Raw genomic sequence first — 23,779 nt, forward strand, 5'->3', positions numbered from 1 at the left:
CGTGGCCCTCTCCGTGTCCCCGGATGATGTGGCTGAGTACGCCCCGGACGCGCCGGAGGTGACTGATCTGCAGGTGGAGGAAGCGTTGGACTGGGCAGAACCTCTGCTGGAGCGGGCGGGCATCGTGTTGGTGGCGAACTCGCGGCAGGAGCGGGAGGCGCGGCGTGCGGTGTGCGCCTACGCGCTTTCGGTGGCGACGGGCATCAACGCCAGCACCAAACGCACCAGTACGGCGAAAGCAGCGGCGAAGCGCATCAAGGTGGGCACCATCGAATTGGAGAAGCCTGCAATAGATGTGCAGACGCAGGCGGCGGGGTTTGTGGTCAGTGCTGGCGAATACCGCACGCGGGCGTGGCGGCATCTGCGCGCAGCTGGCGTCATCGTGCCTCTCGCGGTGGGGGCCTCCCGATGACCGGCACCGTGACTTTGGAAATCCAGGAACTCACCCGGCCCGAGCTGGAAGAGATCTTCGAGGATCTGGGCCATGATCTCGTGATCGTGCAGCCTGCTGCCCCCGCCAACCAGTGGGGGGAGTCAGGTAGCAGCAACACCACTGACGTCCGGGGCATCCTCATGCCCGCCAGCGAGTACACCCAGCGCTCCGCCGCCGGTGCTGGCCTCCCCATCCCGTCCTACGAGGCCTACCTGCCCTTCGACGCGCCCGTCAACACGCCCGGCTGGCACCTCACGCACGAGGGCACCCCGTACCACCCGACAGCGGATGCGCGAGACGAAGGCGGGCAGGGCGTGGTGTGGATCGTGCCCCTGCGCGCTCCTGGACAGGTGACCTCGTGAGGATCGAGACCAACGAAAGGGCCCTCGATGCTGACCTCGAACGTCTGGCCACCGTTGCGGGCAACGCCGCCACCGAGGCCTTGCGCGCCAGCCTGGACGATGAGGGGACGGGCCGCCACTACCCGCACCTGCCCCACCAGAGTTCACGGGAAGGCGAGTACCCGAGCTACCAGTTCGGGGACCTGCTGGAATCCGTGGCCTTCGAGGTGGACGGCACCACCGCCCACGTCGGTGCCATTCAAGACCCGCCCGATCACGCCTTCTGGCTGCACGTGGTGGAAGAGAGCGCAGGTGGGCGCCCCTTCTGCCTCTACGCCATGCACGACCGGCAGCACCGGCAAGACATCGAAACGGCGTTGAGGGAGGGCCGATGAACCTGCCCGATTACCTCAATGACCTCTTGCCCGGCCGCGCCTTTGCCGCCGCCCCGAGCCCGCTGCCGTCTCAGGCTTACGTGGTCTGGGAGCAAGGCCCCAGCAGTGACTCACAGCCCCTCTACGCCGAGGAAGGGCGCAAGAAGGCGGTCAAGGCGCTGACCCTCTCCGCTTACCTGCACTTCCCCGGTACCGACGGCTTCAAGCCCGCCGACGCGCTCACCAGGCAGATCGTCGAGGCCGAGAACACCGTGACCGAACACCCAGGCCTGAGCGTGATCAGCCTGGACGAATCCAGCACCGTGGGCCCCATCTGGAACGACGTGACCAAGCGTTGGGTCAGCACGGTGCGCTTCACCCTTCTGTACTTCAAGACGTAAATCCACTCCCCCGGAGGTTTGTCATGACCACGAAGAAAGACACCGAGCAGAGCACCACCGAGGCCGCCCCGAAGAAGGTGGCCTCAACTCCTGAGCCCATGGAGTTCGAGAGCACCCCGGAAGGTGACGGCGTTCGCGTGAGCACCGTCTACCAGGGTGTGCGCGCGAACGCCTATGGCAAGACGGAAGAAGAAGCCCAGGCGGCCCTTCGCAAGGCTCTCATTCCTGAAACGGAGAAATAACCATGCCCGATCCCACCTTCCAGGCCAACACGCCCGAGAGCGCTTCGCAGGACAAGCTGGAACTGGCCTTCCGTGAGGCCCCCACCGCCTTCCTGACCGTCCCCACGAAGGGCGAGCAGACCCTCACCATCAGCCCCAACACGGCCACCTACGACGCCTACGCCGAAGGGACGGACGATGCGTGGCAGTTCGCCGTGAAGACCGGTGCGAGCGGCACGCTGACGGTGCGCACCGCGGCGCCCGCCACGAACGCTGTGGTGAACAAGATGCTGGCCACTTCCTACAAGCTGGGAAGCGCGGGCAACGTGCTGTTCAAGTACACCCGCAAGGACGGCATGGTCTTTCAGGGTGAGCTCGTGCTCGGCCATGGCAACCCTGTGAGCGCGGCGCGTGGTATCGCCGAGTACACGTTCGCTGGCACCACGACGGGCCCTGTGACGCCGGTGCTGCCCACCGTTCCCACCCCCTAAGGACGTCCCATGATCCCGGAACTGCACCTGCGCCGAACGAAACGCGGTGAGCCCATCGTGACCGTGTTCGGCGCGGTCATCCGGGACGGCGTGCTGACCGGGGAGGCCCTTTTCGTCGCCTCCCCGGTCAGACCTCGAACCCGACTCCAACACGATGGAACCAAATACGAGATGCCCCGTCTGGAACGGGGATTTTTCCTGGGCAAACTTCAAGTGGAGGCCGTGTGACCGCGAAGAAGAAGTACACCTGGCAGGAAGTCACCAACGAACCCCGAGGCCAGTTTCGCGTGGGGGACCGCGAGTTCAACGACCAGGACTTCACGCGCCGCGAACGGGCGGACCTCTACAAGGCGTTGCCTGGTGACCCGCCCCTCGAGGAGTTGCTGCTGGCCATCCTGAATGCGCGGAAGATTGACCCGCTGCACAAGGACGTGGATCAGGAGTGGTTAGACGCGAACCTCAGCGACAAAGCCGTGATGCGCGTGCTAGAGCGCGTGGCCCCGTTGATTGGGCTGAAGTTGACGACGAATGAGCAAGCCGCCGAATCCTCTTGAGTTCACCCCGGCGCGCACGTTCGCCATCATCTGCGCGTTTTACCCGGGGATCGTCGAACGGTTCCTGGATGGCAAGCTGACGGATAAACAGATCAGCATGTTGATGGAAGAGTTCGGCTTTGTCCGGTACTTCAGGGATCAGCAGGGCCTGCGGTATGCCTTCAGCAAGATGCAGCCGGAGGACCGGGAGCGCTTGGCGGCTGGGCCGAAGCCGGAAGAGCAGCAGAATCCCATCGACTTGCTGGCGTGGCAGGAGTTTGCGTACCGGCCTTATGGGTTGCTGGGGGGCGAGGGGGAGACGGCCAGCACGGCCGCGCCTATTCCTGGCCTGAGTCCGGAGGCCGCGCAAGCCATCTGCACCTGGTGGGGACGGGGCGACTGTCCGGAGGATGTGTGGGTGACCATGGTGCCCTACTACGAACGGATCGTGGCGACGGCAGCAGCAGATGCCCCGGGCTGACAACCGCTGGTTTACGCCGTCCTGGGAAGCCGGGACGGTGTACTTTGGGATATGCAACGTCTTGTGCTCGGCTGCCTGTTCACTCTGGCTTCAAGCGCTCTCGCTTCTGGATTTCTAGGCACGTCAGAAAATAATGTGAGTAAGTTGCTATGTCAGAAATACGGCTGTAAACAGCTATTCACCTCTTCGTATGATTCTATTTCTATGGGAATATTGAAAGAAACGGGCTATCAGCTCTTAAAAATCAATGCAAAGGTCATAATTTCTTCAAGCGAGAGTGGCCATGTAGTTATAGCTGAAACACTAACCCCTCAAAGCCCTCCTGATGAGCAGAGCCTAAACTATTTCATTCAATTCGTTGAATCGGCTATGGGTTCTAAATATAGAAGGGATTTGTATTACAAGTGCTTTGATAATCTTGATATAGATAGAGCCTTGAAGGAGGATGAGGAAATACGGCAGATGCGTTCGCGTGGCGGCGTAGAAGAGAATCCTAAGAACCCAGCAATTGGGGAGGATAGGAGAAACATCGCTTCTTCGCAAGAGATTGCCGTTGACTGCTTCTTGAGGCCTTACCGTAACTCAGGAGTGACAGGAATTAGGGTGTATTTCCCTGACTAAGGTCGCTTTAAAATGTTTCGCCGCCCCTTCCCGGGCGGCTTTTTCATTACCCAGGGGAGGTGTCACATGGCTGACGGGATTCGAGTAGGGGGCGTCTTTTATGATGTCGGTTTGCGGCTGGAAGATAACGCGCTTCCGAATATTCGCGCACAGCTTGCCAAGCTTGACCAGAACACTACCCTCACCGTCAAACTGCGCGCGGAAGGGTCAGATCAGGCCACTAAAAGCGTCAAAGAAGCCCTGAAGCAGACCGAGCAGGCCGCGTCCGACATGCAGCGTCAGGTCAGCAGCATGTTTAAGGAGGCCGGGAGCAGTGCCCGTGCGTCTGCCGAGAGCATAAAGCAGGCGTGGCGTGAACAGGCGGAAGAGGGCAAGCGGACCGCACGCGAACAGGCAGCAGCCCAGCAGATTCAACTCTCTGTTGCCCGTGCCCTGGGGACCGAGGTCAACGAATTGCGCCGCCAGTGGCGTGCGGGGAAGATTGACGCTGACCAGCTGGAAGCGGGGATGCGCCCCCTCGTAGTCCGAGCCGAGCAGCAGAAGGCCGCCTTCCGCGCTCTCGGCCTGGAAGTGGACCACAACCGGAAGGTGTTCGAGGCGTACGGAGTGGCAGCGGACCGGGCCGTGAACACGGTGAACACCGCTCAGGGCCGGATGACACCGGGCGGCTTCAGTGCTGGGATTGCCCAGGGCCTGAACTCCTCTCTGAGTCAGTTCGGGCTGGCTGGTGACCTGATCGGGGGACTCGCTCAACTGATAGCAGCGAAGCGTGCCGCCAGCGCCAACGCGGCACAGGATCTGGGTCGCAGCACCTTCGAGGGCCTAGTCCAGGGCATGAAGAGCGAGCAGGTCACGGTCAAACGGGTGGCAACGGACACGGCCAACAGTGTGGAGGCTGCGGTTAAGGCCGAGCTGGACATTCACAGCCCGAGCCGGGTCATGGACTATCTCGGCAAGATGTCAGGGGCTGGGTTCGCGTCCGGCATTCGTTCGCAGGGCGATGAGGCCCGCGCGGCAGCTAAAAGCCTGGCTGATGCAGCTCAGGCGGGGGTAAGTGGCACCCGCCTCAATGTTGCTGGGGCTGGCATAAGCGGTGGAGGAATTGGAGGTTCTCTGGCTGGGGTGGGCGCAGGGGTCCTCTCAGAAGCGCTGGACGCTGGACGTTTGACCGGTACCTCACAAGCCCTGGGTGACCTGAACAAGCAGCTCAAGGAAAACGCGAAGGCAAGCCAAGACGCGGCCACTGCTGGGGCAAGCACCGAGGTTGCCACAGAGGCCCTGGGCGGGGCGGTGGAAGGTGCTGCTGAGCAGGTGCAGGCGTTCACAGAGGCCCGACGCGAGGGTGACGAGGAAGCCCGGCAGCAGGCCCTAAACGAGGCCAAGACAGCCCTGGCCTTCACTGCTGTTGCTGCTGGTGTGACCGCTGTTACTGCTGCACTGGTAGTCAATTTCAACGCGGCGGCCGACTACGAAGCCGCGATGAGTAAGGCCGGTGCGACAACCCAGGCCACGGCTGGGCAGATGGAGCAGTTGAAAACAGCCACCCAGAGCAATGATCTGGTGAAGCTCGGCATCGACGCCACAACGGCGGCGGGCGGTGTCGAAGAGTTGGGCGGCGCAGGGCTGAGCACTGCTCAGATCGTGGGAGGGGGCCTGATCAGCAGCCTCACGCTCGCAAAGGCCGTCAGCACCGACGTAGCCACGGCCGCTTCGGTGGCTGCTGCCTCAGTGAAGGCCTTCGGTCTGGACGCCAAGGACCTTGCCAAAGTGGCCGACATCGTGACTAACGCGGTGAACGGCACTTCGATCAAAATCGACAACTTCACCGATGCCATCGCCGCTGGTGGTTCCACGGCGAAGAGTCAGGGTGTCAACCTGCTGACCTTCACGGCCGCTGTCAGCCTGATGACCGACAAGGCCATTGGCGCGGCAGACGCGGGCACCTCGCTGAAGACATTCCTTATGTCGCTGACGCCCAACAGCAAGGAGGCCACGGCTGCCCTGCATGATCTGGGGTTCTCGGCGTTCGACGCCCAAGGCAACTTCAAGCCATTGGGCCAGGTCATCGGCGAGCTGCGCGAGAAGTTCGCCAAGCTCACCCCCGAGCAACGTGCCATGACGGCAGAGACCGTGTTCGGCTCAGATGGGATCAGGGCCTTCAACATCCTGGTAGATGCTGGAAGTCAGGGGCTCGAAGAGCGCATTCGGTTGCTGGATGAAAACGGCAGTGCCACCAAGGCGGCAGGTGACAAGCTGAACGGCACGCGCGGCGCGCAGGAACAGTTCAACGCCGCACTGAAGAATTTCGAGATCACAGCAGGCCAGTCGTTTCTTCCCACGGCGGCGAAGATGCTCAACTGGTCCACGTCGTTCCTGCAAAACCTCCAGAGCATCAACAAGGAATACGGCGCACTGGCCCACAACAAGCCCGCCTTCGGTGCCGAGACGTTTAACCTCGGCATCTGGCTCAATCAGGTGGGTCTACGGAAGGCAGACTTGACGCCCGAAGAAGTGAAGGCCGCCCGCGAGATCCTGGGCCACATGCAGTACGCGGCCAACGTGGGTGCGAAAAACGCCGAGCAGTGGCGCAAGCTGGGCCGTAACGACGTTGCGGATGCCCGGGACCGCACCACGGCTCAGGAGATCGGCCGTCTCGGCGTGATGCTCACCGAGATTCAGCGCGAGGCCAGTACGCGGGCGCGGCCTATTGGTCCACAGAAGGATGGGACGGGCGCAGCGGTACGGGTTGAGATCGTGGATGGAAAGAACCTTGTGGACCTGCTGGGCATGTCGGGGCGAAAGGTCCTGAACGACTTCGGCGTGTCGGGTAAGGATTACCACCATGACGGTGCTGTACGTGCTGATGCTGTCCACAACGGGATCGACTATGCAGCGCCACGCGGTGCCCCCATTCTCGCCCCCTTCTCGGGCACGCTGAGCGTCCGCGAGAACAAGACCAGCGGCAAGATTTTCGAGCTGATGGACGCCGCCGGCAACAAGCTGGTAGGTATCCACCTGGACCAGTTTGACGCGGGCATCCTGCGCGCACTGGAGGAGGGCGGCAAGAAGGCCATCACCATCGGCCAGGGCACACGGATCGGCGGTGTCGGCAACAGCGGCACCACGGCGGGCAGCGCAACCCACCTGCATCTGATGGGCTACCAGAAGGGCGATACCAAGCCCCGAAACCCCACCAGCATTCAATATCAGGGCATCGATAGTCCTGCCTGGGGCGTGAACGGGGCCTCAGCGCTGCCGGGGGCAGCCCCCCTGATCCCCGAGAAGACCTGGCAACAGTACGAGAAGGAAGCGCGCCGCCTCGTGGCTCTCGTGGAGAAGTACGCTCCTGGTGGCGCGGCACCCAGTGGGGAAGAATGGGGCAAGGCAAGCGTGAACCTCGACAAATTCCGGGACAGCAGCACCATGGCCGGTCAGGCGGTGGCTTACGTGCAGCTCGAAACGAAGAAGGCTGGACAGGAGGCCAGCAAGCTGGGGGCGGACTACGATCAGCTGAAAGGCAAGCTCAACATCGCCGAGAGCCTGGACGACGCTAAGCGTCCAGCGTCCGAGGTGATCGGCATCCTCGAAAAAGTGCGTACCAGCGCGCAGGCCGCTGCAGATGCTGAAAAGCGGCTACACGGCGAGACGGACCGCTACACAGGCCTCCTCAACCTGGTAGGTGAGGCCACCAAACGGGTTGATCAGATCCGCAGCCGCAAGCCCGAGCAGACCGAACTTCAACGTGATCAGGCTGTTCAGCGTGAGCGCGTGGCGATGGAAGGCCTTGAAAAGAGCATCCGTAGCGCGGGGAAGGCCCGACTGGAAAGCATCGTGCAGGGCGGTGTGACGGCCGAAGTTAGCCTCGCCAAGTGGGAGGCCGCTCGAAAGGAATTGGAGCGCCGCGCTGATCTGGAGAAGAATCCGAAGCTCTCGAACCTCGACCGTGAGCAGCAGGCCCAACGCGAGGCGGCGGCTCAGGAGAAGCTGGAAAAGAGTATCCGCGGGGCGAGTGCCGCTCGCCTCAAGGACATCGTGGCGGCCGGGGTTCAGCAAGTGGGTGACCTGGCCCGCTGGAAGGCTGCCGACGCCGAGCTGAAGCGACGTGAGGGGCTGCAACAGACGGCAGACCGTCAGCGGAAAACGAATCAGCAGGAGGCGAACCAGCAGGAACTGGCCCTCGCCCTAGCGTTGCGGGAAGGGCGCGTGAAGGATGCCGAGCGCCTGGTGTCCGAGTTGAAGCGGTTGCAGGGCGAGGAACTTGATGCGGCGGGCGAGAATCTCACCCAACGTCAGCGCATCGTCGAACAACGGGGCACAGCCATCGTGAACGCCGAGAAGACCCTTGCGGCCCGTTCCCGCAACGCTGCCATCGAAGCGGCCCGGGTTTGGGCAGAGGGTGAGGACACGAAGGCGAAGGCTACCCTCAAAGGTCAGGCCCTCCAGGACCGTTTGGCCGAGATCGAACGCCTGCGGGTGGATAAGGTGCATGACGCTTACGCAGACGAGGCCGAGGCAGTTGCCCGCAGTGAGTCCACCCAGACCCAGGCGGTCACAAAGGGGCATGCAGACCGCTCGAAGGTGCTGGAAGGCTTGGTACAGAAGTACGCTGATGCGCGGCGGGAACTGGCGAAGAGGGTCGATACGGGCACGCTCACGGCTCAGGACATGGTCGAATATGCCCGAACCCTCGCTGGATATTGGAAGGAGGCTGGGAAGGCGGGGATGACAGCCCGGCCCGAAATCCAGGCGGCCCATTCGGCAGCCGTAGCCTTCGGGACCACTGCCCGACGGACCTCAGACCACCTGGCAGCCCTGAATCAGAACCTGGAAAGCAGCGGCGCGGCGAACAAAGCGGCAGCTGAAGGTGTTTCTGATCTGGCGGACGAACTGGTGAAGGCAGGGGACCCTCTGACGGCCCTTCAGATGCTGGAGACCACCCTTGATGACCTGATGGACGCTGCTGCGCGGGGGGAGTCGGTGGGCGAGGGCATCAGCATCGTGCAGGCCAAGATCAAAAAGATCAAAGAGGACATGAGCGAAGAGGATGTCGCCACGATGCAGGCGTGGCTGAAGACGTACCGCGACATTCAAAATGCTGTCCAAGGCAATGAGACCTCCTTCGACCAAGGCAACGAAGAGGTCAAGACACAACAGGGACAGGAGACTCAGATCCGCAAGCTGTTCCAGGGCGGCCCGAAGGATGTGGCGCAGTTCCTCTTGGGTACAGACGGAAAGACGTTCGCAGAGTCGTTCTGGTTTGACTTCAGCGAGAAGAGCCAGCAGGAGTTCATGCAGCGCCTGAACGGGCTGGATAACGAGCAGCTGGCAGGCCTGGGCACTGACATGCTTCAACGCCTGTTGGACGGCATGGGGGATGACGAAGCCTGGGATGACTGGCGCACGCGTATCACCCAGACCCTCAAGGGTTTGAAGCAGGATGTGCTCGACACGCAGGGCAAGCTGTTCGAGGGTCTGGCGGATGACGCCATTCAGACGGCGCGTGACCTAGCTGAAACGGGGGACTATGGGGCCGCATTCGACTGGCTGAACAGCACCCGTGCTGACATGGAGGAATTGGGCGCGGCCGGTGCGAACGCGGGTGGGGGCGTCCTCAAGCTGGCTGCTGCCATTACGGAACTGAAGAAGCAGCGTGACGCCCTGGCCGGGGACGCTGCTGCTCGGGCGGCCTGGACGGAGCTGACAGGGGCACAGCGGCGGGGTGAGGCGGTGGACGTACCCACGAGTGGGCCCATTGCCTCAACTGGCCCCCGTCCGAAAGTGAAAGACCCCTACCACCCGGAGCCCGAACCGGAAGGGGAGCCAGGGCGGCGCACTGATCCTGTCTTGAAAGCGGACAGAGGTTATGCCCGGGGGGACAGTCCCGAGAAACAGCAAGCGCGGGACAGCATCGCGGCAACGAAAGCGATGGACGTGTACCGGATCAGTCTGGAAGCTATGACCCTCTCCCAGCTCCAAGCGGCTGAGGCGACGGCGGCAGCGAATGGGAACGTTGAGAAGCAGAAGCTGTTGGCGGCTCAGATCGCCAAAGTCCTCGACGAGGAAGGCAAGAAGGCAGACGCCCAACTGGCCCTAGGCCTCCTCGATCAGTCCCTCACCGATCAAGTCACCGCTGTTCTCAAGCTCACCGACGCCTACCAGGCGGGGACGTTGGGAGCAAAGGACTACACGGAGCAAGCCTTCGCCCTGGTCGACATACTGGAAAGGCAGGCAAAAGCGGCAGAGGCCGCGCATCATCCCGAAGCCGCTGCTGCCTTTCGAGAGCAGGCAGCCCTACTGCGGGACCTCGTTCCACCTGCTGCGGCTGCCGCCTACTCACAGGAGAAGCTACGCGCGGCCAGCGATGAGATGGCGACCGCTCAGGGCAAGACGAAGGCTCCTTTTGCCGACACCATCAAGAGCTTGGAAGCCTTGCGAGGTGCAGCAGGGTTGGATCAGAAGGCCCTGGAAGGCCTCATTGCCAAATTCAAGGAACTGAGCCGCCAAGAGGCGACAAAGCAGGAACTGGCAAAGCTGGGTTCCGAGTTCGACAAGCTGGCCGGGTACATCGACCACGCCGGATCCATCTTTCGGAAGTTCACCGATGATCAGGCGAACTACGCCAGCATTGCCACCGATTACATATCAATGAACCTGAAAGCGACGTCGCAGGCGATGCAGGGGGACATCGCGGGGGCCGTGTTCACCAGCATCGAGGGCATCCTGAACATCGGGGAGAACATTGCGTCTCTGTCCCCTGGCCTGAAAGCCTGGAAGAAGGGCTTGTTGGAAGTGGCCGAGGCAGAGAAGAAAGTCGCGCAGGAGAGCGTGGGGATGTTCAAAAACCCATACGCAACCGCACTCAATCAGGACGCCATCAACCGTCAGAAGCTCGCTGACAGCAGGTGGTATCAGCGTCTGGGCTGGGACCTGTTCGGTGGAGCGCCCCAGGTGCTGGAAGATGAAGCAGCCAAGCTCAAGACCCGTGCCGCCGAGATCTTCAACGACCTGGCCGGCACGATCAGCAACACCTTCACTTCGGCCCTGATGGATGCCTTTGGCTCTGGGGACTGGACCGGGGTGCAGAAAGCGATGGACAAGAGCCTGAATGAATTCGTGGCCCATGCGGCCATCGAAGCCATGGTGAAGGCTTCCAAACTTCAGGACCTGATCAAGGCCTACGCAGATGCGCGGGCAGCCGGTGGGGACGGGGCCTCGCAACTCGCGGCCCTGCGCCTGGAACTCGGACGGCTTAGGGCTGAAGCTCGGGGCGTGCTCTCCGGACTCCCCGGTTACGGTGAGGGTCTGGCTGAGAAGGCTCGGAATGACGCGGAAAAAGCCCTGGATCTCCAGTACAAGGCCGGGCTGTTGAGTACAGCCAAGTACGAGGGCGAGAAACTCAAAATCACACTGGCCCGCATCAAAGCTGAACTGGAGGCCGAGCTTGCTGTGAGCGGTTTGACTGAGGAGGAAAAGGCCAAAATTCGCGCACGGTACAACTTGGAAGGGCTGGCGGCACAGGCGGAGTTTGACCGCGCCGAGGCCGAGCGTGCCCGGACCCTGGCCAGCACCCAAGCCGATGTGGCCCAGGCCGCCCTAGAAGGCCAGTACCGCAACGGCACCGTGCTGACTCAGGCGTACCAGGCGCAGCTCCTGCAGATGACGTTGGACCGCCTCAAGCGGGAGAAGGAAACGGCGCTCGCTGTGGCAGGTCTGACGGCTGAAGAGATCGCAGCCATCAACGCGAAATTTAGTCAGCAGGAAGCCGATGCGAAGAACAAGCAGCGGGATGAGTTGCTGGGGAACTGGGCCGATGCGGCGGGGCGTGGCCTACTGGACGGCTTGAAGAACGGGGACCTGTCAGGGTTCGGGGCAAACCTACAGAAGCAGGTGTTCGAGTCCACCGTCACTGGCCTCGTGATGGGGCTGGCTTCGGACATCGTGCGGGCGGAGCTGAAGCCGCTGGCAGACAGCGTGGCGGCGGCCTTCCTGACCCCGGACAAGGCGGATGACCTGCTGGCGCTGGGCAACCTGAAGGGGGGTTTTGAGCTGGCACTTCCGCAGCTGATGGACCTTGGACAGACCTTCCTGCCCTTCTTCCAGCAGTTCGGCTTCGTGAAGGAGGCGCTGGACAAGAATGCGGCGGCTACTGAGAAAAACACGACGGCCACGCAGCAGAACAGCGAACAACTGGCGACGAAGTTGGACGTCATCGTCACACAAGTGGGACTGCCCAGCGGGTTGTCTCTGGCGGGCTCGGGCAACGCTTACACCGATGGATTCGATTGAGAGGGGGTGAGAGATGGACGTGGACAGCTGGCAACTCGTGATCTATCAGGCCCGCACCCAGGTGGTGCGGGATTCGCTTTCCAGCGACGCGCGCGCCTCCCGGCTTAAGGCCCTGGACTTTGAGTTGCGGGCCAGCCCGTTCGGCCCAACGTGCTGGGGCATGAACTTCACGACCGTGCGCGGCCCGGATGTGCCGCCGTTCAGCGCGGCGTTGCTGGATACGGTGGCGCTGTACCTGAACGGTGCAGCGGACCCGGTGTACACCGGCCGCGTGAGCAAGCTGCCCGGGCTGGGCAGCGCCGAGGATGCCTTCGAGGTGCAGGGGCATTACCGGCTGGCGAAGGTGGTGTTCCCAACGGTGCCGATCAGCAACTACAGCGGGCAGTTCTGGCCGAAGGTAAAGGAGGTGCTGGAAACGAAGTTGGGTGCGGGCAACGTCCTGGTGCCTGACGATCCCAGCGTCACCGTGCAGGACTGGACGGTGGAAGAAACGAACGTGAAGCTTGACGCCCTGGCCCGGCGGTTCTCGGATCTGTTGGGCGGCGGCATCGCGTTTGGCTTCCGGGCAGACGGCAAGTTTGTCATGGGCAGGCGTCCATTGGACCCGGTGCGGACCCTGGGCCTCGGGGCCTTCGAGCCGCGAGAGGCGCAGCTGGCGAACCGTCTCTTCGTCACCACGGGCTTCGAGCGCGCGCCCCAGGTGATCTACGAAGAGGCGGCCAGCCTCGCCCGGGATGGGCCGCTGGAAGAGACAGAGGACCTGTCCGGGCTGACCCAGCGCATCCCCATCACCCTCACGCCAGACGGGTCCATGCCGGGCCTGTTCGCCCTGGGTGGCACGCCCTATGGGCAGGACGATTACCCCGAGTTCCTGTATGTGCTTCCGCCCGATGCAGGGGCGGCCGGCTCAGCCCCTGTTCTGTATGAGTTCTACGCCACGACGCCGGGCGGCGCACCCACGCTGATTCGCAACGCCTACCTCACGGCCTCCACTACGGATGAGGTGCGCCTCGTGATTGAGAACCCGCTGCCGGTGGACACCACCCACATCCAGGTCCGCAACGCCTACCAGGTCAACACGCCGAAGCAGGGGACGTGGCAGGTGGATGGGAGCACCTACCAGCCTGGAACGCTGACCGGCACTGTCACGCGACTCAATGCACTGCGCGAGGCTGCGCAGAACCTGTTCCTCGAAAAATACGGGCCCACCCTTAGGGCCACCGCGACACTCCCTGACGCATTCGTGCCGGTGGGCGGGCGAGGCCGGTACCGGTACGGCGACGGAGAGGACGTGCTGCTGATCGATTACAGCGGGAAGTACACGCTCTCGGATGGCCGGTTTCAGACCGTCATCACGGGGGGCAGCAAGAGCCGGTACAACGCCGCGCAGCAGTCACGGCTGACAGCGGAGGACTTGAACCGACGGCTGAGTCGACTGGAGGCATCATGACCGCTCCCCCTGTGCCCACCTTCGGACTGGACAACGGCCGCCCCCTGGTCTTCGGACTCCCCAGCGGGCGGTACGAGTTGGTCAGCAGCACCGGCGCCTTCCCACTCCCGGCCTTCATCGCGCAGGAGGATGAATCATTGGAGAGTGGGGACGCCCTGCACCAAGCCCCAGCGAGTCCCGGTGGGGTACGGGCAGGGTTTGGGATGTGGAAGCCGCTGGTGTTGAACTTCGGGACGGAAGCGGCCAGCATCAACGGTTTGTTGGAGTTCGGCACGGAAGCGCTAGCGGTGGCCTGGAAGCGGGCTTTTCTGGCCGCTGCTCGAAACTCTCTCCCTTTCCAGCGCATTCGTGACACGGTGACCAGCGAGGAATACGACGGCTGGGTCAGTAAGGCTGTCGTGAAGCGGCAGAGGTTGGGAAGCCTGCTCAAGCTGTCTTTTACCTTCTCGGCTCTCGACTCGCACGCCTGGCTCTCCACGTTGCGTGTCATCAACGGCAACCCAGCGGTGTGCCCGAACGGCGCCGCCGAGCCTGCCTATCCCTACATCACCTGCACGGCCACTGGCCCGGTAGTGACGATCAGCGACGGCACGCGCACCCTCACGATCAACACCACCGCCGGGCACGTCATCACGGCAGACAGTGGCCGTGCGGACGGCGAGACGAAGGACAATGGCGAGCTTGCAGACGTGCGGGGCCGTTACCCACGGATCGCACCTGGCGGCTCAACGATCACGGTGACCGGCGCGAGTGGCGTGCAGGTCCGGTACCGGGAACCTGCGTTCGGTACGCCCGACATTGAGCCGCCAGAGGGCGCTGGCCTCGTGTGGCAGGAAAAGGAGTGGTAATGCAGGCCGTCAAGTTCTTTGCAGTAACCGAGCTGCCCAGCGTTCTGGTGGCGAACGCCCTCTACTTCGTGCAGGCCGCGTCTGGGGAGCCGGTGACCCTGTACGTCACCAGCAACACCACGCCAACCATTACCAGCCCAGTAGGGCAGGTGAGCGACATTCAGGCAGGCGCGGGCATCACGCTGGAAGAGGACCCGGACATGGGCAAGCTGGTCATCAGTTCCACCCCCGGCTCATGGAGCGGCAGCGCGGAGGCCAGGGGGCTGGGAGACAGCCTCATGTACGGGGACCAGGTGGGCGGCCCTGCTAATTCCTGGCTCGCCAAATTCGCAGCGTTGCGCGGCTACACCGTGGCAGCAAATGCCGGTATCAACGGCTCAACGCTTGCCAACGGGACAGGCAGCAGTAACCCGATGGTGGACCGCTGGCCGGCGGCCGTCCCACTCGGTTTCAGCGGCCACGTCCCGCTGATGGGCAGCACCAACGATTACACGCTGTCCCTTCCCCTGGGGGCACCCGGCAGCACGGACCCCGGTACGATTTACGGCGCACTGCTGACCATCGGGCGTGGCGTGTTGGAGCGTGGCCCTTGCTTCCTGCACCTCCTCACGCCGAGCTGGCGTGGCGACATTGCCGAGGGGACGCGAAACAGCGCTGGGTACACGATGGAACAGGCGCGGCAGGCCGTGCGCGACGTGGCCGCCCAGCTCGCTCGGGAGTATCCCGGCCGGGCGGAACTGATCGACGTCGGGCGGGATTTGGCAGACGGACTCCGGGCTGCAGGGATGATGGGGGCAGACCAGTTGCACCCCACGCTCGCCGGGCACACGCTGATGGGGCAGTACGTGGCCATGCATGCCGCTGGGACCGTTGGGACTGTGCTGCCCCCACCAGCTCCCAACTACAGCCGCACGTTCAGCACGCTTACGCCGGGCAACCTCTCCGGGCAGGATGGGTGGGTTGTGTACGGCGAATCGGGGACGGTGACCGCCTCCGGGTTGGACGTGGCTGCGCCGTTCGATACGCAACCCAGAGGCGTCCTGCACCCTCTTCCAGTGGGCGTGACGCGAGTGGCCATGCGGCTCACCACTGCCAACTTCCTTGCGGCGGCGGGCAACGGCATCATGCTGCGGGCCTTCCACCAGCTCTCCGACAACCGGGCGATCTGCGCCTGGCTCTACAAAGCGTCGGCGAACCCCGTCGCTCGCCTGGATTGCGGCATCGTTCAAGGCTCCAACGTCGCGTTCTGGATCGGTTCGAACGGCCCGGACATCCCCAGCGATGACGTGTGGCTGGAGGTGCTGCGCGCTGGGGGACAGATCGAGGTGCGGATGTGGGATGCAAGCGGCATCCGCCCTGCTGCGGCGACGTACACGCACACGGACGATTCCCTCGTCGCTGATGCTTTCGGCGTCTCCACCATCGGGCCGGGCACACGCCTGGTCAAGGCCGTCAACGCCCAGTAACCCCGTCCCTTCTCTCTGCCTCAGTCCTCACCGGCTGGGGCTTTTGCGAGGTGCCATGCTCGAACTCACCCTGACCCCCGCACACGGCCTGCACCAGAGCGTGGACTATCCGCTGCAGGTCACCTACCCCGCAGACCGGGCCATTCAGCCCACTCACACCGCCCGCATGGAGCTGCGTTATGCCCTCGACGATCCCGAGCCAGTGGACATCCTGACCACCGAGAACGGCCGCCTGGTCCTGAACGCCTCGGGGGACGGCAGCGCGAACGTCTGGATGACCAGTGCGTGGTCTGACGGTGCCCACTGGGCTGACGTATGGGCTTCCTCTACCTGCGTTCAGCGTGACGGTCTGACACCAGAACGTATCGGCCAGCTATTTCCAGCGGAGAGTCCAGGGTTGAGAAGAATGCACACGGCTCAACCGTAACTGCCGTCCATTTGCCATCTCCCAAATCTCAACTTCTTCGCGTGGTCTGAGCCAGGATTTGGGCTTGACGTACCGGTCGATACGGTAGGTGCTCCATAAAACTTCCCCGTCCACCTCCAATTCCACCCCAGCGTCATTCGCGCGAACCAGTCTCATGTCTCAACATAATGTGCAACTTGTCACATTAATGTGACACGCCTTTTCACCCGCTTAGGCCCCGGCCCTGGGCGGGTTCTCTCTTCGCGTCGGGAGAGGAGGTGTAAGAAAAGCGATAGGGGATTAAGGTATTATTAATACACCAATGGAATACATCTCCTCCAGCCTGATGGCTTGGGGTGGATTCAATGCACTCGTTCTCGCTGTCCTGGGACTGGCTGCATTCCTCCGCCGCTCTGAGCCCCTGATCGTCGAAGACGAGTAATCCCACTGCCCCTGCCTCACGCGGGGGTTTTTCATCCCCGCCCAGGTGCCTACCCTGGGGGATTTACCGTTTTCCTACTTATAAAGGTGTTCCGCGCGCGTTTTGCGATTTTTTTATATTTGGGCTGTCAACCTGAAGCCATGATTCAGTTCCCCAACCCCTTCCAGCGGTTAGCGATGGCAGTCCACCGCCCGGTTCCCGCTGCGCCTGCTGTTCAAGCAAGCGTGGTGGTTCGGGAACAGGCACACCAGCCTGTGAGACCTCTTCAGGCGCAACGTCCCATTGACTTTGACGATGTGATGCGCGCCTTTGGCTGCGAAGGCTAAATCACCTCAAACATCCACTGCCCCCGCCCTGCGCGGGGGTTTTTCATTCCCCACCGTCCCCGGCGCGGTGGGGTTCCCGTTGGCCGCGAGCGAGAAGGGGACACGCTACCCCAATGTTCAGCCCCAAAGGTTCGCGTGCCAAGAACTCCCTGGTCCCTTGCGAACGCTGAGACGGTATGCCACACCGGCCGCTGTTTCCCAGATTTCCACGTGTTCCTCTACAGGCCACGTCTTGTAGTTCGCTATGTGGGTATACCGATCTACGCAACGAACGAGGCGAACCTCCTGCTCGCCTTCTTCTAGAACGACTTGGTCTCCGTGGTAGAACACATTCACTTCCTAAATCTAAACGGGGTGCCTACATTGAATTGGTTTACGTATCTTTAAATATGAAGGATATATTTATGTAAAAGTAAGATTTACTAAACTAAGGCTGTGAAGTGTATTGCTTTCTGGCTGCTTCGGCGAATTGAGCAGAGCGAAGGCTTTGCCCTCTCCCTTGTAATCCTTGTCGCCTTCCTCATTACCTTGGCAATGCTGCCTTTCCTTCTGCGATAGTCCAACCCCATTTATCCCGCCCGCTCAGGCCCCGGCCCTGGGCGGGTTCTCGTTTGCCGGGAGAAGAGGTGCCCATGCTCCGATCCCTGCTCCTCGCTCTCCTACTCATCGGGGGCACCCTTGCTCTTCCCCTCGCCGCCCTACCGCTCAAGCCTCCACAGGCGCTTTACTGCACACCCACCGTTTACCGCGATCAGGTGACACCCATCGGTTATCAGGCAGTCATCTGGCCCGCTCCCGGCTGCACACGCCCGGCCAAAGTCCGCAAGGAGAATCGCCGTACTGGCAGCGTCATCGGTGAGCCCAGCACCATCCCTGTGGGACAGATTGTCCGGGTCTGGGTCTTCACGCACCGCCTGAGCTACACCCTGGACGGCCGCACGTGGCAGCGACTGGGGGTGCGCTGATGCCGATCCTGCTCGGACGTTGGGACCCCCTGCACCCCACCAACATCACTGCGGCCGTTCAACTCGGCTGGGCCTTCACCGTCTATCACCGGCCTCACCTCCCGGAACTGCTGCCCAGTTACAGCCGATTCACCGCCATCTGCCCCTGGCCCGTCTGGGGCTGGGTGGCCTTCCTCGTGACCTTGGGGCTCCTGTTCACTTCCCGTTCTAGCGGCTGGCGGATGTTGGCACACGCCGTCAGCGGCATCTACTTCGCAGCGGCGGGGACAGCTTTCGCGGCAGGTGTAGGCCTAACCACTGCTGTCACGACCCATTTCATCCTTGCCGCCATCAGCACCGTGTTGTGGGCCCGCACGGTCGTGTATTGGCAAAGTGAGCGGGTGTGGTGGCGGCGGCTGGTCTCACGCCCTCCCAGGTGGCTGCGCTGGCTGGCCAAAGTCGGCGAGTACGGCCGGGAGCGGGAGGATGGATAGCGTGGACCTGGGTCAACTGGTCAGCATCGTAACCAAGGGCGGTCCGGCCGCCATGATCCTCGCTTTCTTCTACGGGCTGGCCATGCTGGTGCGCGAGGTGCGCAGCGGCAAAGTAGGCGACGCGGAAAAAGCCAACCTCGCGGGGGAAGTCGCCAAGCTCAAAGCCCAAGTGGAAACCCTGACCGAGGGAATGGAGCGCATGGAGTCCGAGTTGGAACGGGCGCTCGACCTGGTGCATTCAATGCGTTACCAGCGCGATCAGGCGCGCATCCGGGTGGAGTTTCTGGAGCAAGCCCACAACGTGGACCCCCGAACCGTCTGGCCGCCCGAACCGGGTGGATTGGCCCCTGTCCCTTACAGCACGCCGCCGGAGGGCGGCGGAGGTCCTACATGATCACGGCACAACTTCTGAACACACTCTGCCCCCGTCTTGCTCCTGCCCGTGCTACCGAGATTGCCCAAGGCCTTCAGACGGCAGCTATCCCTGCAGGGATTACTACCCCGGCACGTGCCGCTGCTTTCGTGGCGCAGCTCGCCCACGAGTCCTGCGCTTTCCAGTACAGCGAGGAGATCTGGGGACCCACGGACGCGCAGCGGCGGTACGAAGGCCGGGCGGACCTGGGGAACACCCAGAAGGGCGACGGGTACCGCTACCGGGGCCGTGGCTGGATTCAGCTCACCGGGCGCCATAACTACCGCAGATTTGGGCAGAAGTTGGGTCTGGACCTGGAAGGGAATCCGGACCTTGCTGCGCGTGCAGATGTGGCAGCGAAACTCGCGGCAGCCTACTGGACGGACCGGGGCCTGAACGCTTACGCCGATCAGGGCGACTTCCGGGAAATCACGCGGCGGATCAACGGCGGGTACAACGGCCTAGCGGACCGGGAGCGGTATTACGGCCTCGCCAGCACCTTCCTGGCCTCCCAGCCCGCCCAAGCGGGGCGCGTGTTCCTGATCGACGGGGGCGGGAAGGAAGTGCTGTGGAACGGCCAGCCCACGAAGTACGGCGGGGTAGACCTGAACAAAGAACTGGTCGAGCAACTGCGCCTCGTGTATCCCGCGCCGGGTGGACCCTGGACCTACGAAGGTCTGAAGGTCTGGCGTCGGCAGAACGGGGACCTGGTGCTCGAGCGCGCGAAGTAAGGCGCGGCGCGCAACAGCGTTACAAGTTCCTGGATCCTCTTCCGCAATTCCGTTGCCCCCTTCTCGCCAGCCCCTGCCCACCGCGGGGCTGTGTCCTTTTAGGAGCACCTCATGACCCCTCCTGCTGGCTCTGACCTCGTGAAAGCCATCCTCGAAGCCCGCCGCAAGGCGGGCACTGTCATTCTCTCCGCACCCCCTGCGCCGATCACGCCTCAGCGGACCCCTGAGGGCATCCCAACCCTGCCCAAACTCGTGCCGCCACCCACACCTCTCCCGCCTGCACCGCTCGGGGACTCAGACCTGGCCGCGCTGCTCACGCGCCTGCTGCCCCAGGTGGTGGGTGGCATTGATCAGATCAAGGCCGCGCTCGGTGACCGAAAGCTGAGCTTCCCCGAGGCCCTGTCCCTCGCCACCACGGTGGCCGGAGTGGTGAGCCTGGCCGTGCGCGACGGTGCGCCGCTGGTCAAAGGCAAGAGCGCCGACGCCCTGGTGGTTCTGATCTTCGGCGTGGTGTTCGACCGGTACGCGGTGCCCCTGCTGCCCGGCTGGGTCCGCCCGTTCGCACCGGCGCTCAAGGCTGGCGCTGTTGCAGGACTCGAGGCGCTGTATCGGGCAGTGATGAAGAAGCGGTAGGTGTCGGACAACTCACGTTGTCGTGAGCACCTTCATACCCCCATCGGGGGTATGCGCATGTGCGGCAACGGAAACGTGAACTTCTTCATACAGTGACTTCGAGTTCACCTCAGGAGGTACAGCATGAAGAAACTGATTCTGACCGTCTTCGCTCTCACCCTGGTAGGCACTGCCGCCGCTGTTGAGCAACAGAACAACCCGAGCACCAACATGGCTGTCATCCGCAACCTCGCCTAAGCAAGACCAAAGCGCCCCACCTTGCCTCGCGGCGGGTGGGGCTTGTTTTACTGCCTTCAGTTAAGACATAACCAAGGGTATATTTTTTGTCCACAACCTTATCCACAGCCTGTGCACAACTTCAGGTCCACAGCCCCTGAAATAGAACCCCATCCCTGCAAGTCGGCGGGGTAGGGCCTTTTTTAATGAAGCGAGGGCCTGCCGGAGAATTAGATGAACGGGCGTCAATACCGGACAGAAATACTGGTTGGTCACAATTTTCACACTGAGCCGATGTCCGTCCCCGTGCTGCTCCTAGGCGCGTTGGCCTTGGCTTTCTTCCTTCTGGGCCTGGCGTTGTTCCTTCGCGGTTCCATGGTCCGGTATGCCCTCTGGGGATTGTCCCTGCTGTCGGGCCTGTGTTTTTTCGTGGCCTTCCTGCTTTGAACCCTTCACGCCAGCCCGCCCCAAGTTCCACGTGCCGCGCGGTAGGTAGGGGAGACGCGGCACAGGTCTCGCTGGTACTGGACCGCATCCCAGGCGATCAGGAAGGCACCGGTCCGGCCCGCCCAGCACCGCCCGCTCATGTCCCGCGCCTGGCTCACGCGGTCACCTCGGCATTCACGTTCACGAAGATCACGCTCCCGTCGGTGGCCCAGCACGGTGCCACCTCCACCGTCATGCCCTTCAACTCGAGCAGCGCCGCGAGGAGGGAGGCGCGCACCTCCGCATCCACTCCATCGACGGCCGCCGCGAGGTGAACCATGCCTCCGGCCTTCCAGCCGGAGAGGGTCATGCCCATCAACTCAAGCTGCTTCACGCCGCCACCTCCGTCGCCAGGCCGAGCTGCCCGAAGGCGTAGCTGCGCACCGTAGCCGCATCCTCCGCCGTCAGGGCGGCCAAGCTGGTCACCGTGCGGCCCAGGACCTCACTGGCCAGCGCGTAGTGGTTGCGGTAGCCCAGGCCGCCGAGGGTGCGGTGCAGCTGGTGAGCCGCGGGGTTCCCGATGGGAGCCGGAACGGGGAGGATGACTTCCTCAATCTTCTCGACCTGGGAAGCGCGGTCAAGCAGGCGGGAGGCCTCCACGAAGTCCATGTTCTCGCCGTCCACAATCGCGCTCAGGTTGCCGCTGTGGTCCCGGGTCAGCGTCACGAAGTGGGTAGTGACGCTGCGGATCACGCCGTACTCAACGTCGGCAACGCGGGCCTTGTAGGTGATGGTCTTGGCGCGCGGGGTGGTAATGTTCATGGTGCTCCTTGTGCTAGGTGCTAGGGAGTCAGGAAGGGCGCTTCTCTTAGCGGGGTTGGCGCCCTTCTCTGCTAAAGTAATAATAGGCAATGTGCCGATAGTTGTCAATAGGCGAAACGCCGATTAAACTAAAGCCATGGATGACCTAACCCCCACTGATCACGAAATTCGGGCCGCCATCCGAAAGGCGATCCAAGCACAAAAGGTCACGCAAAATGAACTCGCACAGAGACTTGGCGTGAAGCAGCCCAGCGTGGCAGACCTCCTCAGCGGACGCCGGGGGCGCGTACCCCAAAGCTTGGTGGACTTGCTAGAAGTTCTAGGCCTAGAGCTCATGGTGCAGCCCAAGGGCCGGCAATGACTGACTCTCTCTCACCATCCCAGCAAGAACTACTGGAAGCCATTCGGGCAGGCGGGGTACTTGAACTTGTCTTCCCCACATCCATCAAGAAATCCGCTTATTACACGCTGAACGGTTCCAAGATTCGCGACGCTGCACCCAAGGCACTTATTAGCCTCGGATTGATTCGGCGCGACCCTGGCAAAACGGTTTTCTATATCCCCGAGTAAGCTCCATGAAGCCTTCTCTGCGTGAGTTATAGACCCAGCTGGCGGAATGAAAAACGCCCCCTCGTCGCAGGGGGCTTCTTTTATCGCGTCCGCACGTGTTGGAGGCTTGCTCCGCATCCGCGTGATGAAAGTTTACGGGAGGGCGAGTCGTAGGGCTGTGAGGATTTGAGCGAAACAGGAGAAAAGAAACGAAGACTAATCCTTCACCCAGCTAAAGGACTTCTAAGGATCCACAAAGGACCGTGGTTCTCCACAGCCTATGGATGGTGTTGTGGACAACCTCAGTCTTCCAAGTACTCTTCCGCCTCGATCCCTTCCATCACGTTCCCCATCATCTCGCCGATGGCCTTGCGCACGTCGCCCGGCTTCTCCGGCTTCCACCCATCGAACCGGATCTCCTGGGCCCGGGCCTCTACTACCTCGAACTCCACATCCGGGTACGCCTCGCCCATCATCGGTTCCAGTCCCTCCTGCAGGAAGCCGATTAGCTTGTCCACCTTCCAGGTCCGTAGCCGCGTGCTCTTCGGACCGTTGGGAACCTTAATCGGTGCGGGTGGAACAAAGCGTATGAGGATTCTTTTGTTCATGACGTAATTGTAACGAGAGACTGAAGGGCAGGGGTAGGCTGAGGGGATGACGAAGAAAAAGAGTCTCATTCTCGTGGCCAACGACGACGGTATTTTCTCCCCCGGTATCAAGGCGTTGGCCCTGGCGATGGCTGCGGTGGGCGACGTGGTGGTGGCCGCCCCAGATGTCGAGCAGTCGGCGGTCGGTCACGGCATCACCATCCGGCGGCCCCTGCGTTTCAAGCACACGGCCTCGGCGGGCTTTGGGGACGTGCCTGCTTACCGGGTGGACGGCACCCCCGCCGACTGCGTGGTGTTGGGCGTTCACCTGCTCGGGCGGCCCGATCTGGTGGTCAGCGGCATCAACCTCGGCCCCAACCTGGGCGACGACCTGACGCACTCGGGCACCGTCGCGGCGGCGATTGAGGGGCTGGCGCTGGGCATCCCATCCATCGCCTTCAGCCAGCAGGGCGCACCCGGAGGCGAATACGACTTTGGCCCCGGCGCGACTTACGCCGCCCGACTGGCCCGCGAGGTCTTGCGCCAGGGCCTGCCGCCCAGGGTGCTGCTCAACGTCAACTTTCCTGCTGGAGCGGCCCAGGGCGTGCGCGTCACGCGGGTGGGCGAGCACCGCTGGGAAGACAGCATCGTGACCCGCGAGGATCCCGAGGGCCGCGAGTACCACTGGGTTGCGGGCACCAGCCAGGCCCCCGACGCGCATGACCTGGAGACCGACTACGGCGCAGTAAACGCAAGTTACATCAGCGTGACGCCCGTGCGCCTGGACCTGACAGCCCGCGACCTACTGGAAACGGTCGCAGGCTATGTGCCGGAGGTGTAGGGCT

The 23,779-nt window shown here is 62.7% G+C and carries 27 protein-coding genes; 23 read left to right on the top strand and 4 right to left on the bottom strand.

Annotation, left to right across the window (positions count from 1 at the left end; genetic code table 11):
- Nucleotide 1 precedes the first annotated feature (1 nt).
- The 21 genes from B9A95_RS14665 to B9A95_RS14765 all read left to right on the top strand — a co-directional run bounded on the left by B9A95_RS14665 (nucleotide 2) and on the right by B9A95_RS14765 (nucleotide 20,997).
- A complete protein-coding gene (locus B9A95_RS14665; RefSeq protein WP_084047998.1) occupies nucleotides 2-412 on the top strand; it encodes a hypothetical protein in 411 nt (136 codons plus the stop codon).
- A complete protein-coding gene (locus tag B9A95_RS14670; RefSeq protein ID WP_084047999.1) occupies nucleotides 409-795 on the top strand; it encodes a hypothetical protein in 387 nt (128 codons plus the stop codon). The genes B9A95_RS14665 and B9A95_RS14670 overlap by 4 nt, the downstream gene beginning before the upstream one ends.
- On the top strand, nucleotides 792-1,169 hold the full coding sequence (locus B9A95_RS14675) for a hypothetical protein (RefSeq protein WP_084048000.1): 378 nt from the start codon (nucleotides 792-794) through the stop codon (nucleotides 1,167-1,169). Before B9A95_RS14670 ends, B9A95_RS14675 begins: the two co-directional genes overlap by 4 nt.
- Entirely contained in the window at nucleotides 1,166-1,549 is a 384-nt protein-coding gene (locus B9A95_RS14680; protein ID WP_084048001.1) for a hypothetical protein, read from the top strand. The genes B9A95_RS14675 and B9A95_RS14680 overlap by 4 nt, the downstream gene beginning before the upstream one ends.
- 23 nt (nucleotides 1,550-1,572) lie before the next feature.
- Nucleotides 1,573-1,791 carry a hypothetical protein gene (locus B9A95_RS14685; RefSeq protein ID WP_084048002.1) on the top strand — a complete coding sequence of 73 codons (219 nt, stop codon included), beginning with the start codon at nucleotides 1,573-1,575 and terminating at the stop codon, nucleotides 1,789-1,791.
- Nucleotides 1,792-1,793: 2 nt separating this feature from the next.
- A complete protein-coding gene (locus B9A95_RS14690) occupies nucleotides 1,794-2,261 on the top strand; it encodes a hypothetical protein (RefSeq protein WP_084048003.1) in 468 nt (155 codons plus the stop codon).
- A gap of 9 nt (nucleotides 2,262-2,270) precedes the next feature.
- Nucleotides 2,271-2,489, top strand: coding sequence for a hypothetical protein (locus B9A95_RS14695; protein WP_084048004.1), 219 nt, complete (start codon nucleotides 2,271-2,273; stop codon nucleotides 2,487-2,489).
- A complete protein-coding gene (locus B9A95_RS14700; protein ID WP_084048005.1) occupies nucleotides 2,486-2,815 on the top strand; it encodes a hypothetical protein in 330 nt (109 codons plus the stop codon). The genes B9A95_RS14695 and B9A95_RS14700 overlap by 4 nt, the downstream gene beginning before the upstream one ends.
- A complete protein-coding gene (locus B9A95_RS14705) occupies nucleotides 2,790-3,275 on the top strand; it encodes a hypothetical protein (protein ID WP_084048006.1) in 486 nt (161 codons plus the stop codon). Before B9A95_RS14700 ends, B9A95_RS14705 begins: the two co-directional genes overlap by 26 nt.
- Nucleotides 3,276-3,326: 51 nt before the next feature.
- The gene (locus B9A95_RS32315) at nucleotides 3,327-3,896 is read left to right on the top strand and encodes a hypothetical protein (protein WP_139806804.1); all 570 of its coding nucleotides are present in this window, start codon (nucleotides 3,327-3,329) and stop codon (nucleotides 3,894-3,896) included.
- Between the two features lie 111 nt (nucleotides 3,897-4,007).
- Nucleotides 4,008-12,182, top strand: a complete 8,175-nt coding sequence (locus B9A95_RS14710; protein WP_170928657.1) for a phage tail tape measure protein — start codon at nucleotides 4,008-4,010, stop codon at nucleotides 12,180-12,182.
- Nucleotides 12,183-12,195: 13 nt separating this feature from the next.
- On the top strand, nucleotides 12,196-13,632 hold the full coding sequence (locus tag B9A95_RS14715) for a hypothetical protein (RefSeq protein ID WP_084048008.1): 1,437 nt from the start codon (nucleotides 12,196-12,198) through the stop codon (nucleotides 13,630-13,632).
- The gene (locus tag B9A95_RS14720) at nucleotides 13,629-14,480 is read left to right on the top strand and encodes a hypothetical protein (protein ID WP_084048009.1); all 852 of its coding nucleotides are present in this window, start codon (nucleotides 13,629-13,631) and stop codon (nucleotides 14,478-14,480) included. Before B9A95_RS14715 ends, B9A95_RS14720 begins: the two co-directional genes overlap by 4 nt.
- Complete coding sequence (locus B9A95_RS14725) at nucleotides 14,480-15,946, top strand: SGNH/GDSL hydrolase family protein (protein ID WP_084048010.1); 1,467 nt, start codon at nucleotides 14,480-14,482, stop codon at nucleotides 15,944-15,946. Before B9A95_RS14720 ends, B9A95_RS14725 begins: the two co-directional genes overlap by 1 nt.
- Before the next feature lie 55 nt (nucleotides 15,947-16,001).
- On the top strand, nucleotides 16,002-16,373 hold the full coding sequence (locus B9A95_RS32320; RefSeq protein WP_139806805.1) for a hypothetical protein: 372 nt from the start codon (nucleotides 16,002-16,004) through the stop codon (nucleotides 16,371-16,373).
- 1,379 nt (nucleotides 16,374-17,752) lie between these two features.
- Nucleotides 17,753-18,085, top strand: coding sequence for a hypothetical protein (locus tag B9A95_RS14740; RefSeq protein ID WP_084048013.1), 333 nt, complete (start codon nucleotides 17,753-17,755; stop codon nucleotides 18,083-18,085).
- Nucleotides 18,085-18,558 (top strand): hypothetical protein, encoded by a 474-nt coding sequence (locus B9A95_RS14745; protein ID WP_084048014.1) that lies wholly within the window; start codon nucleotides 18,085-18,087, stop codon nucleotides 18,556-18,558. The genes B9A95_RS14740 and B9A95_RS14745 overlap by 1 nt, the downstream gene beginning before the upstream one ends.
- Entirely contained in the window at nucleotides 18,551-18,952 is a 402-nt protein-coding gene (locus B9A95_RS14750) for a hypothetical protein (protein ID WP_139806806.1), read from the top strand. The genes B9A95_RS14745 and B9A95_RS14750 overlap by 8 nt, the downstream gene beginning before the upstream one ends.
- Nucleotides 18,953-19,080: 128 nt before the next feature.
- A complete protein-coding gene (locus tag B9A95_RS14755; protein ID WP_245808314.1) occupies nucleotides 19,081-19,701 on the top strand; it encodes a glycoside hydrolase family 19 protein in 621 nt (206 codons plus the stop codon).
- A gap of 111 nt (nucleotides 19,702-19,812) precedes the next feature.
- Nucleotides 19,813-20,334, top strand: coding sequence for a hypothetical protein (locus tag B9A95_RS14760; RefSeq protein WP_084048017.1), 522 nt, complete (start codon nucleotides 19,813-19,815; stop codon nucleotides 20,332-20,334).
- Between the two features lie 450 nt (nucleotides 20,335-20,784).
- A complete protein-coding gene (locus B9A95_RS14765; protein ID WP_084048018.1) occupies nucleotides 20,785-20,997 on the top strand; it encodes a hypothetical protein in 213 nt (70 codons plus the stop codon).
- A 5-nt stretch (nucleotides 20,998-21,002) separates the two neighbouring features.
- Here B9A95_RS14765 and B9A95_RS33800 read toward each other — a convergent pair whose 3' ends face one another.
- From B9A95_RS33800 to B9A95_RS14775, 3 genes are read right to left on the bottom strand one after another with little or no spacing between them, the layout of a single operon-like run.
- Entirely contained in the window at nucleotides 21,003-21,155 is a 153-nt protein-coding gene (locus tag B9A95_RS33800; RefSeq protein WP_170928658.1) for a hypothetical protein, read from the bottom strand.
- A complete protein-coding gene (locus B9A95_RS14770) occupies nucleotides 21,152-21,370 on the bottom strand; it encodes a hypothetical protein (RefSeq protein ID WP_084048019.1) in 219 nt (72 codons plus the stop codon). Before B9A95_RS14770 ends, B9A95_RS33800 begins: the two co-directional genes overlap by 4 nt.
- Nucleotides 21,367-21,798: a hypothetical protein gene (locus B9A95_RS14775; protein ID WP_084048020.1), complete on the bottom strand. Its 432-nt coding sequence runs from the start codon at nucleotides 21,796-21,798 to the stop codon at nucleotides 21,367-21,369. The genes B9A95_RS14770 and B9A95_RS14775 overlap by 4 nt, the downstream gene beginning before the upstream one ends.
- Nucleotides 21,799-21,934: 136 nt before the next feature.
- On the opposite strand from B9A95_RS14775, the gene B9A95_RS14780 reads away from it, so the two are divergent.
- Nucleotides 21,935-22,159, top strand: a complete 225-nt coding sequence (locus B9A95_RS14780) for an XRE family transcriptional regulator (protein ID WP_084048021.1) — start codon at nucleotides 21,935-21,937, stop codon at nucleotides 22,157-22,159.
- 490 nt (nucleotides 22,160-22,649) lie between these two features.
- Here the strand turns inward: B9A95_RS14780 and B9A95_RS14785 are convergent, their stop codons facing one another.
- Complete coding sequence (locus B9A95_RS14785) at nucleotides 22,650-22,955, bottom strand: hypothetical protein (RefSeq protein WP_139806807.1); 306 nt, start codon at nucleotides 22,953-22,955, stop codon at nucleotides 22,650-22,652.
- Between the two features lie 46 nt (nucleotides 22,956-23,001).
- Between B9A95_RS14785 and surE the strand changes: the two genes are divergently transcribed.
- Nucleotides 23,002-23,775 (top strand): 5'/3'-nucleotidase SurE, encoded by a 774-nt coding sequence (gene surE / locus B9A95_RS14790; protein ID WP_084048023.1) that lies wholly within the window; start codon nucleotides 23,002-23,004, stop codon nucleotides 23,773-23,775.
- Nucleotides 23,776-23,779: the final 4 nt, after the last annotated feature.

Source organism: Deinococcus hopiensis KR-140, assembly GCF_900176165.1.
Lineage (GTDB): Bacteria > Deinococcota > Deinococci > Deinococcales > Deinococcaceae > Deinococcus > Deinococcus hopiensis.

What these genes read in the sequence shown, in the direction of transcription:
- B9A95_RS14670 (WP_084047999.1), top strand. Translation starts at nt 409, where the DNA reads ATGACCGGCACCGTGACTTTGGAAATCCAGGAACTCACCCGGCCCGAG.
- B9A95_RS14680 (WP_084048001.1), top strand. Translation starts at nt 1,166, where the DNA reads ATGAACCTGCCCGATTACCTCAATGACCTCTTGCCCGGCCGCGCCTTT.
- B9A95_RS14685 (WP_084048002.1), top strand. Translation starts at nt 1,573, where the DNA reads ATGACCACGAAGAAAGACACCGAGCAGAGCACCACCGAGGCCGCCCCG.
- B9A95_RS14690 (WP_084048003.1), top strand. Translation starts at nt 1,794, where the DNA reads ATGCCCGATCCCACCTTCCAGGCCAACACGCCCGAGAGCGCTTCGCAG.
- B9A95_RS14695 (WP_084048004.1), top strand. Translation starts at nt 2,271, where the DNA reads ATGATCCCGGAACTGCACCTGCGCCGAACGAAACGCGGTGAGCCCATC.
- B9A95_RS14705 (WP_084048006.1), top strand. Translation starts at nt 2,790, where the DNA reads ATGAGCAAGCCGCCGAATCCTCTTGAGTTCACCCCGGCGCGCACGTTC.
- B9A95_RS32315 (WP_139806804.1), top strand. Translation starts at nt 3,327, where the DNA reads ATGCAACGTCTTGTGCTCGGCTGCCTGTTCACTCTGGCTTCAAGCGCT.
- B9A95_RS14715 (WP_084048008.1), top strand. Translation starts at nt 12,196, where the DNA reads ATGGACGTGGACAGCTGGCAACTCGTGATCTATCAGGCCCGCACCCAG.
- B9A95_RS14720 (WP_084048009.1), top strand. Translation starts at nt 13,629, where the DNA reads ATGACCGCTCCCCCTGTGCCCACCTTCGGACTGGACAACGGCCGCCCC.
- B9A95_RS14725 (WP_084048010.1), top strand. Translation starts at nt 14,480, where the DNA reads ATGCAGGCCGTCAAGTTCTTTGCAGTAACCGAGCTGCCCAGCGTTCTG.
- B9A95_RS32320 (WP_139806805.1), top strand. Translation starts at nt 16,002, where the DNA reads ATGCTCGAACTCACCCTGACCCCCGCACACGGCCTGCACCAGAGCGTG.
- B9A95_RS14740 (WP_084048013.1), top strand. Translation starts at nt 17,753, where the DNA reads ATGCTCCGATCCCTGCTCCTCGCTCTCCTACTCATCGGGGGCACCCTT.
- B9A95_RS14745 (WP_084048014.1), top strand. Translation starts at nt 18,085, where the DNA reads ATGCCGATCCTGCTCGGACGTTGGGACCCCCTGCACCCCACCAACATC.
- B9A95_RS14750 (WP_139806806.1), top strand. Translation starts at nt 18,551, where the DNA reads ATGGATAGCGTGGACCTGGGTCAACTGGTCAGCATCGTAACCAAGGGC.
- B9A95_RS14760 (WP_084048017.1), top strand. Translation starts at nt 19,813, where the DNA reads ATGACCCCTCCTGCTGGCTCTGACCTCGTGAAAGCCATCCTCGAAGCC.
- B9A95_RS14765 (WP_084048018.1), top strand. Translation starts at nt 20,785, where the DNA reads ATGAACGGGCGTCAATACCGGACAGAAATACTGGTTGGTCACAATTTT.
- B9A95_RS14775 (WP_084048020.1), bottom strand. Translation starts at nt 21,798, where the DNA reads ATGAACATTACCACCCCGCGCGCCAAGACCATCACCTACAAGGCCCGC.
- B9A95_RS14780 (WP_084048021.1), top strand. Translation starts at nt 21,935, where the DNA reads ATGGATGACCTAACCCCCACTGATCACGAAATTCGGGCCGCCATCCGA.
- B9A95_RS14785 (WP_139806807.1), bottom strand. Translation starts at nt 22,955, where the DNA reads ATGAACAAAAGAATCCTCATACGCTTTGTTCCACCCGCACCGATTAAG.
- surE (WP_084048023.1), top strand. Translation starts at nt 23,002, where the DNA reads ATGACGAAGAAAAAGAGTCTCATTCTCGTGGCCAACGACGACGGTATT.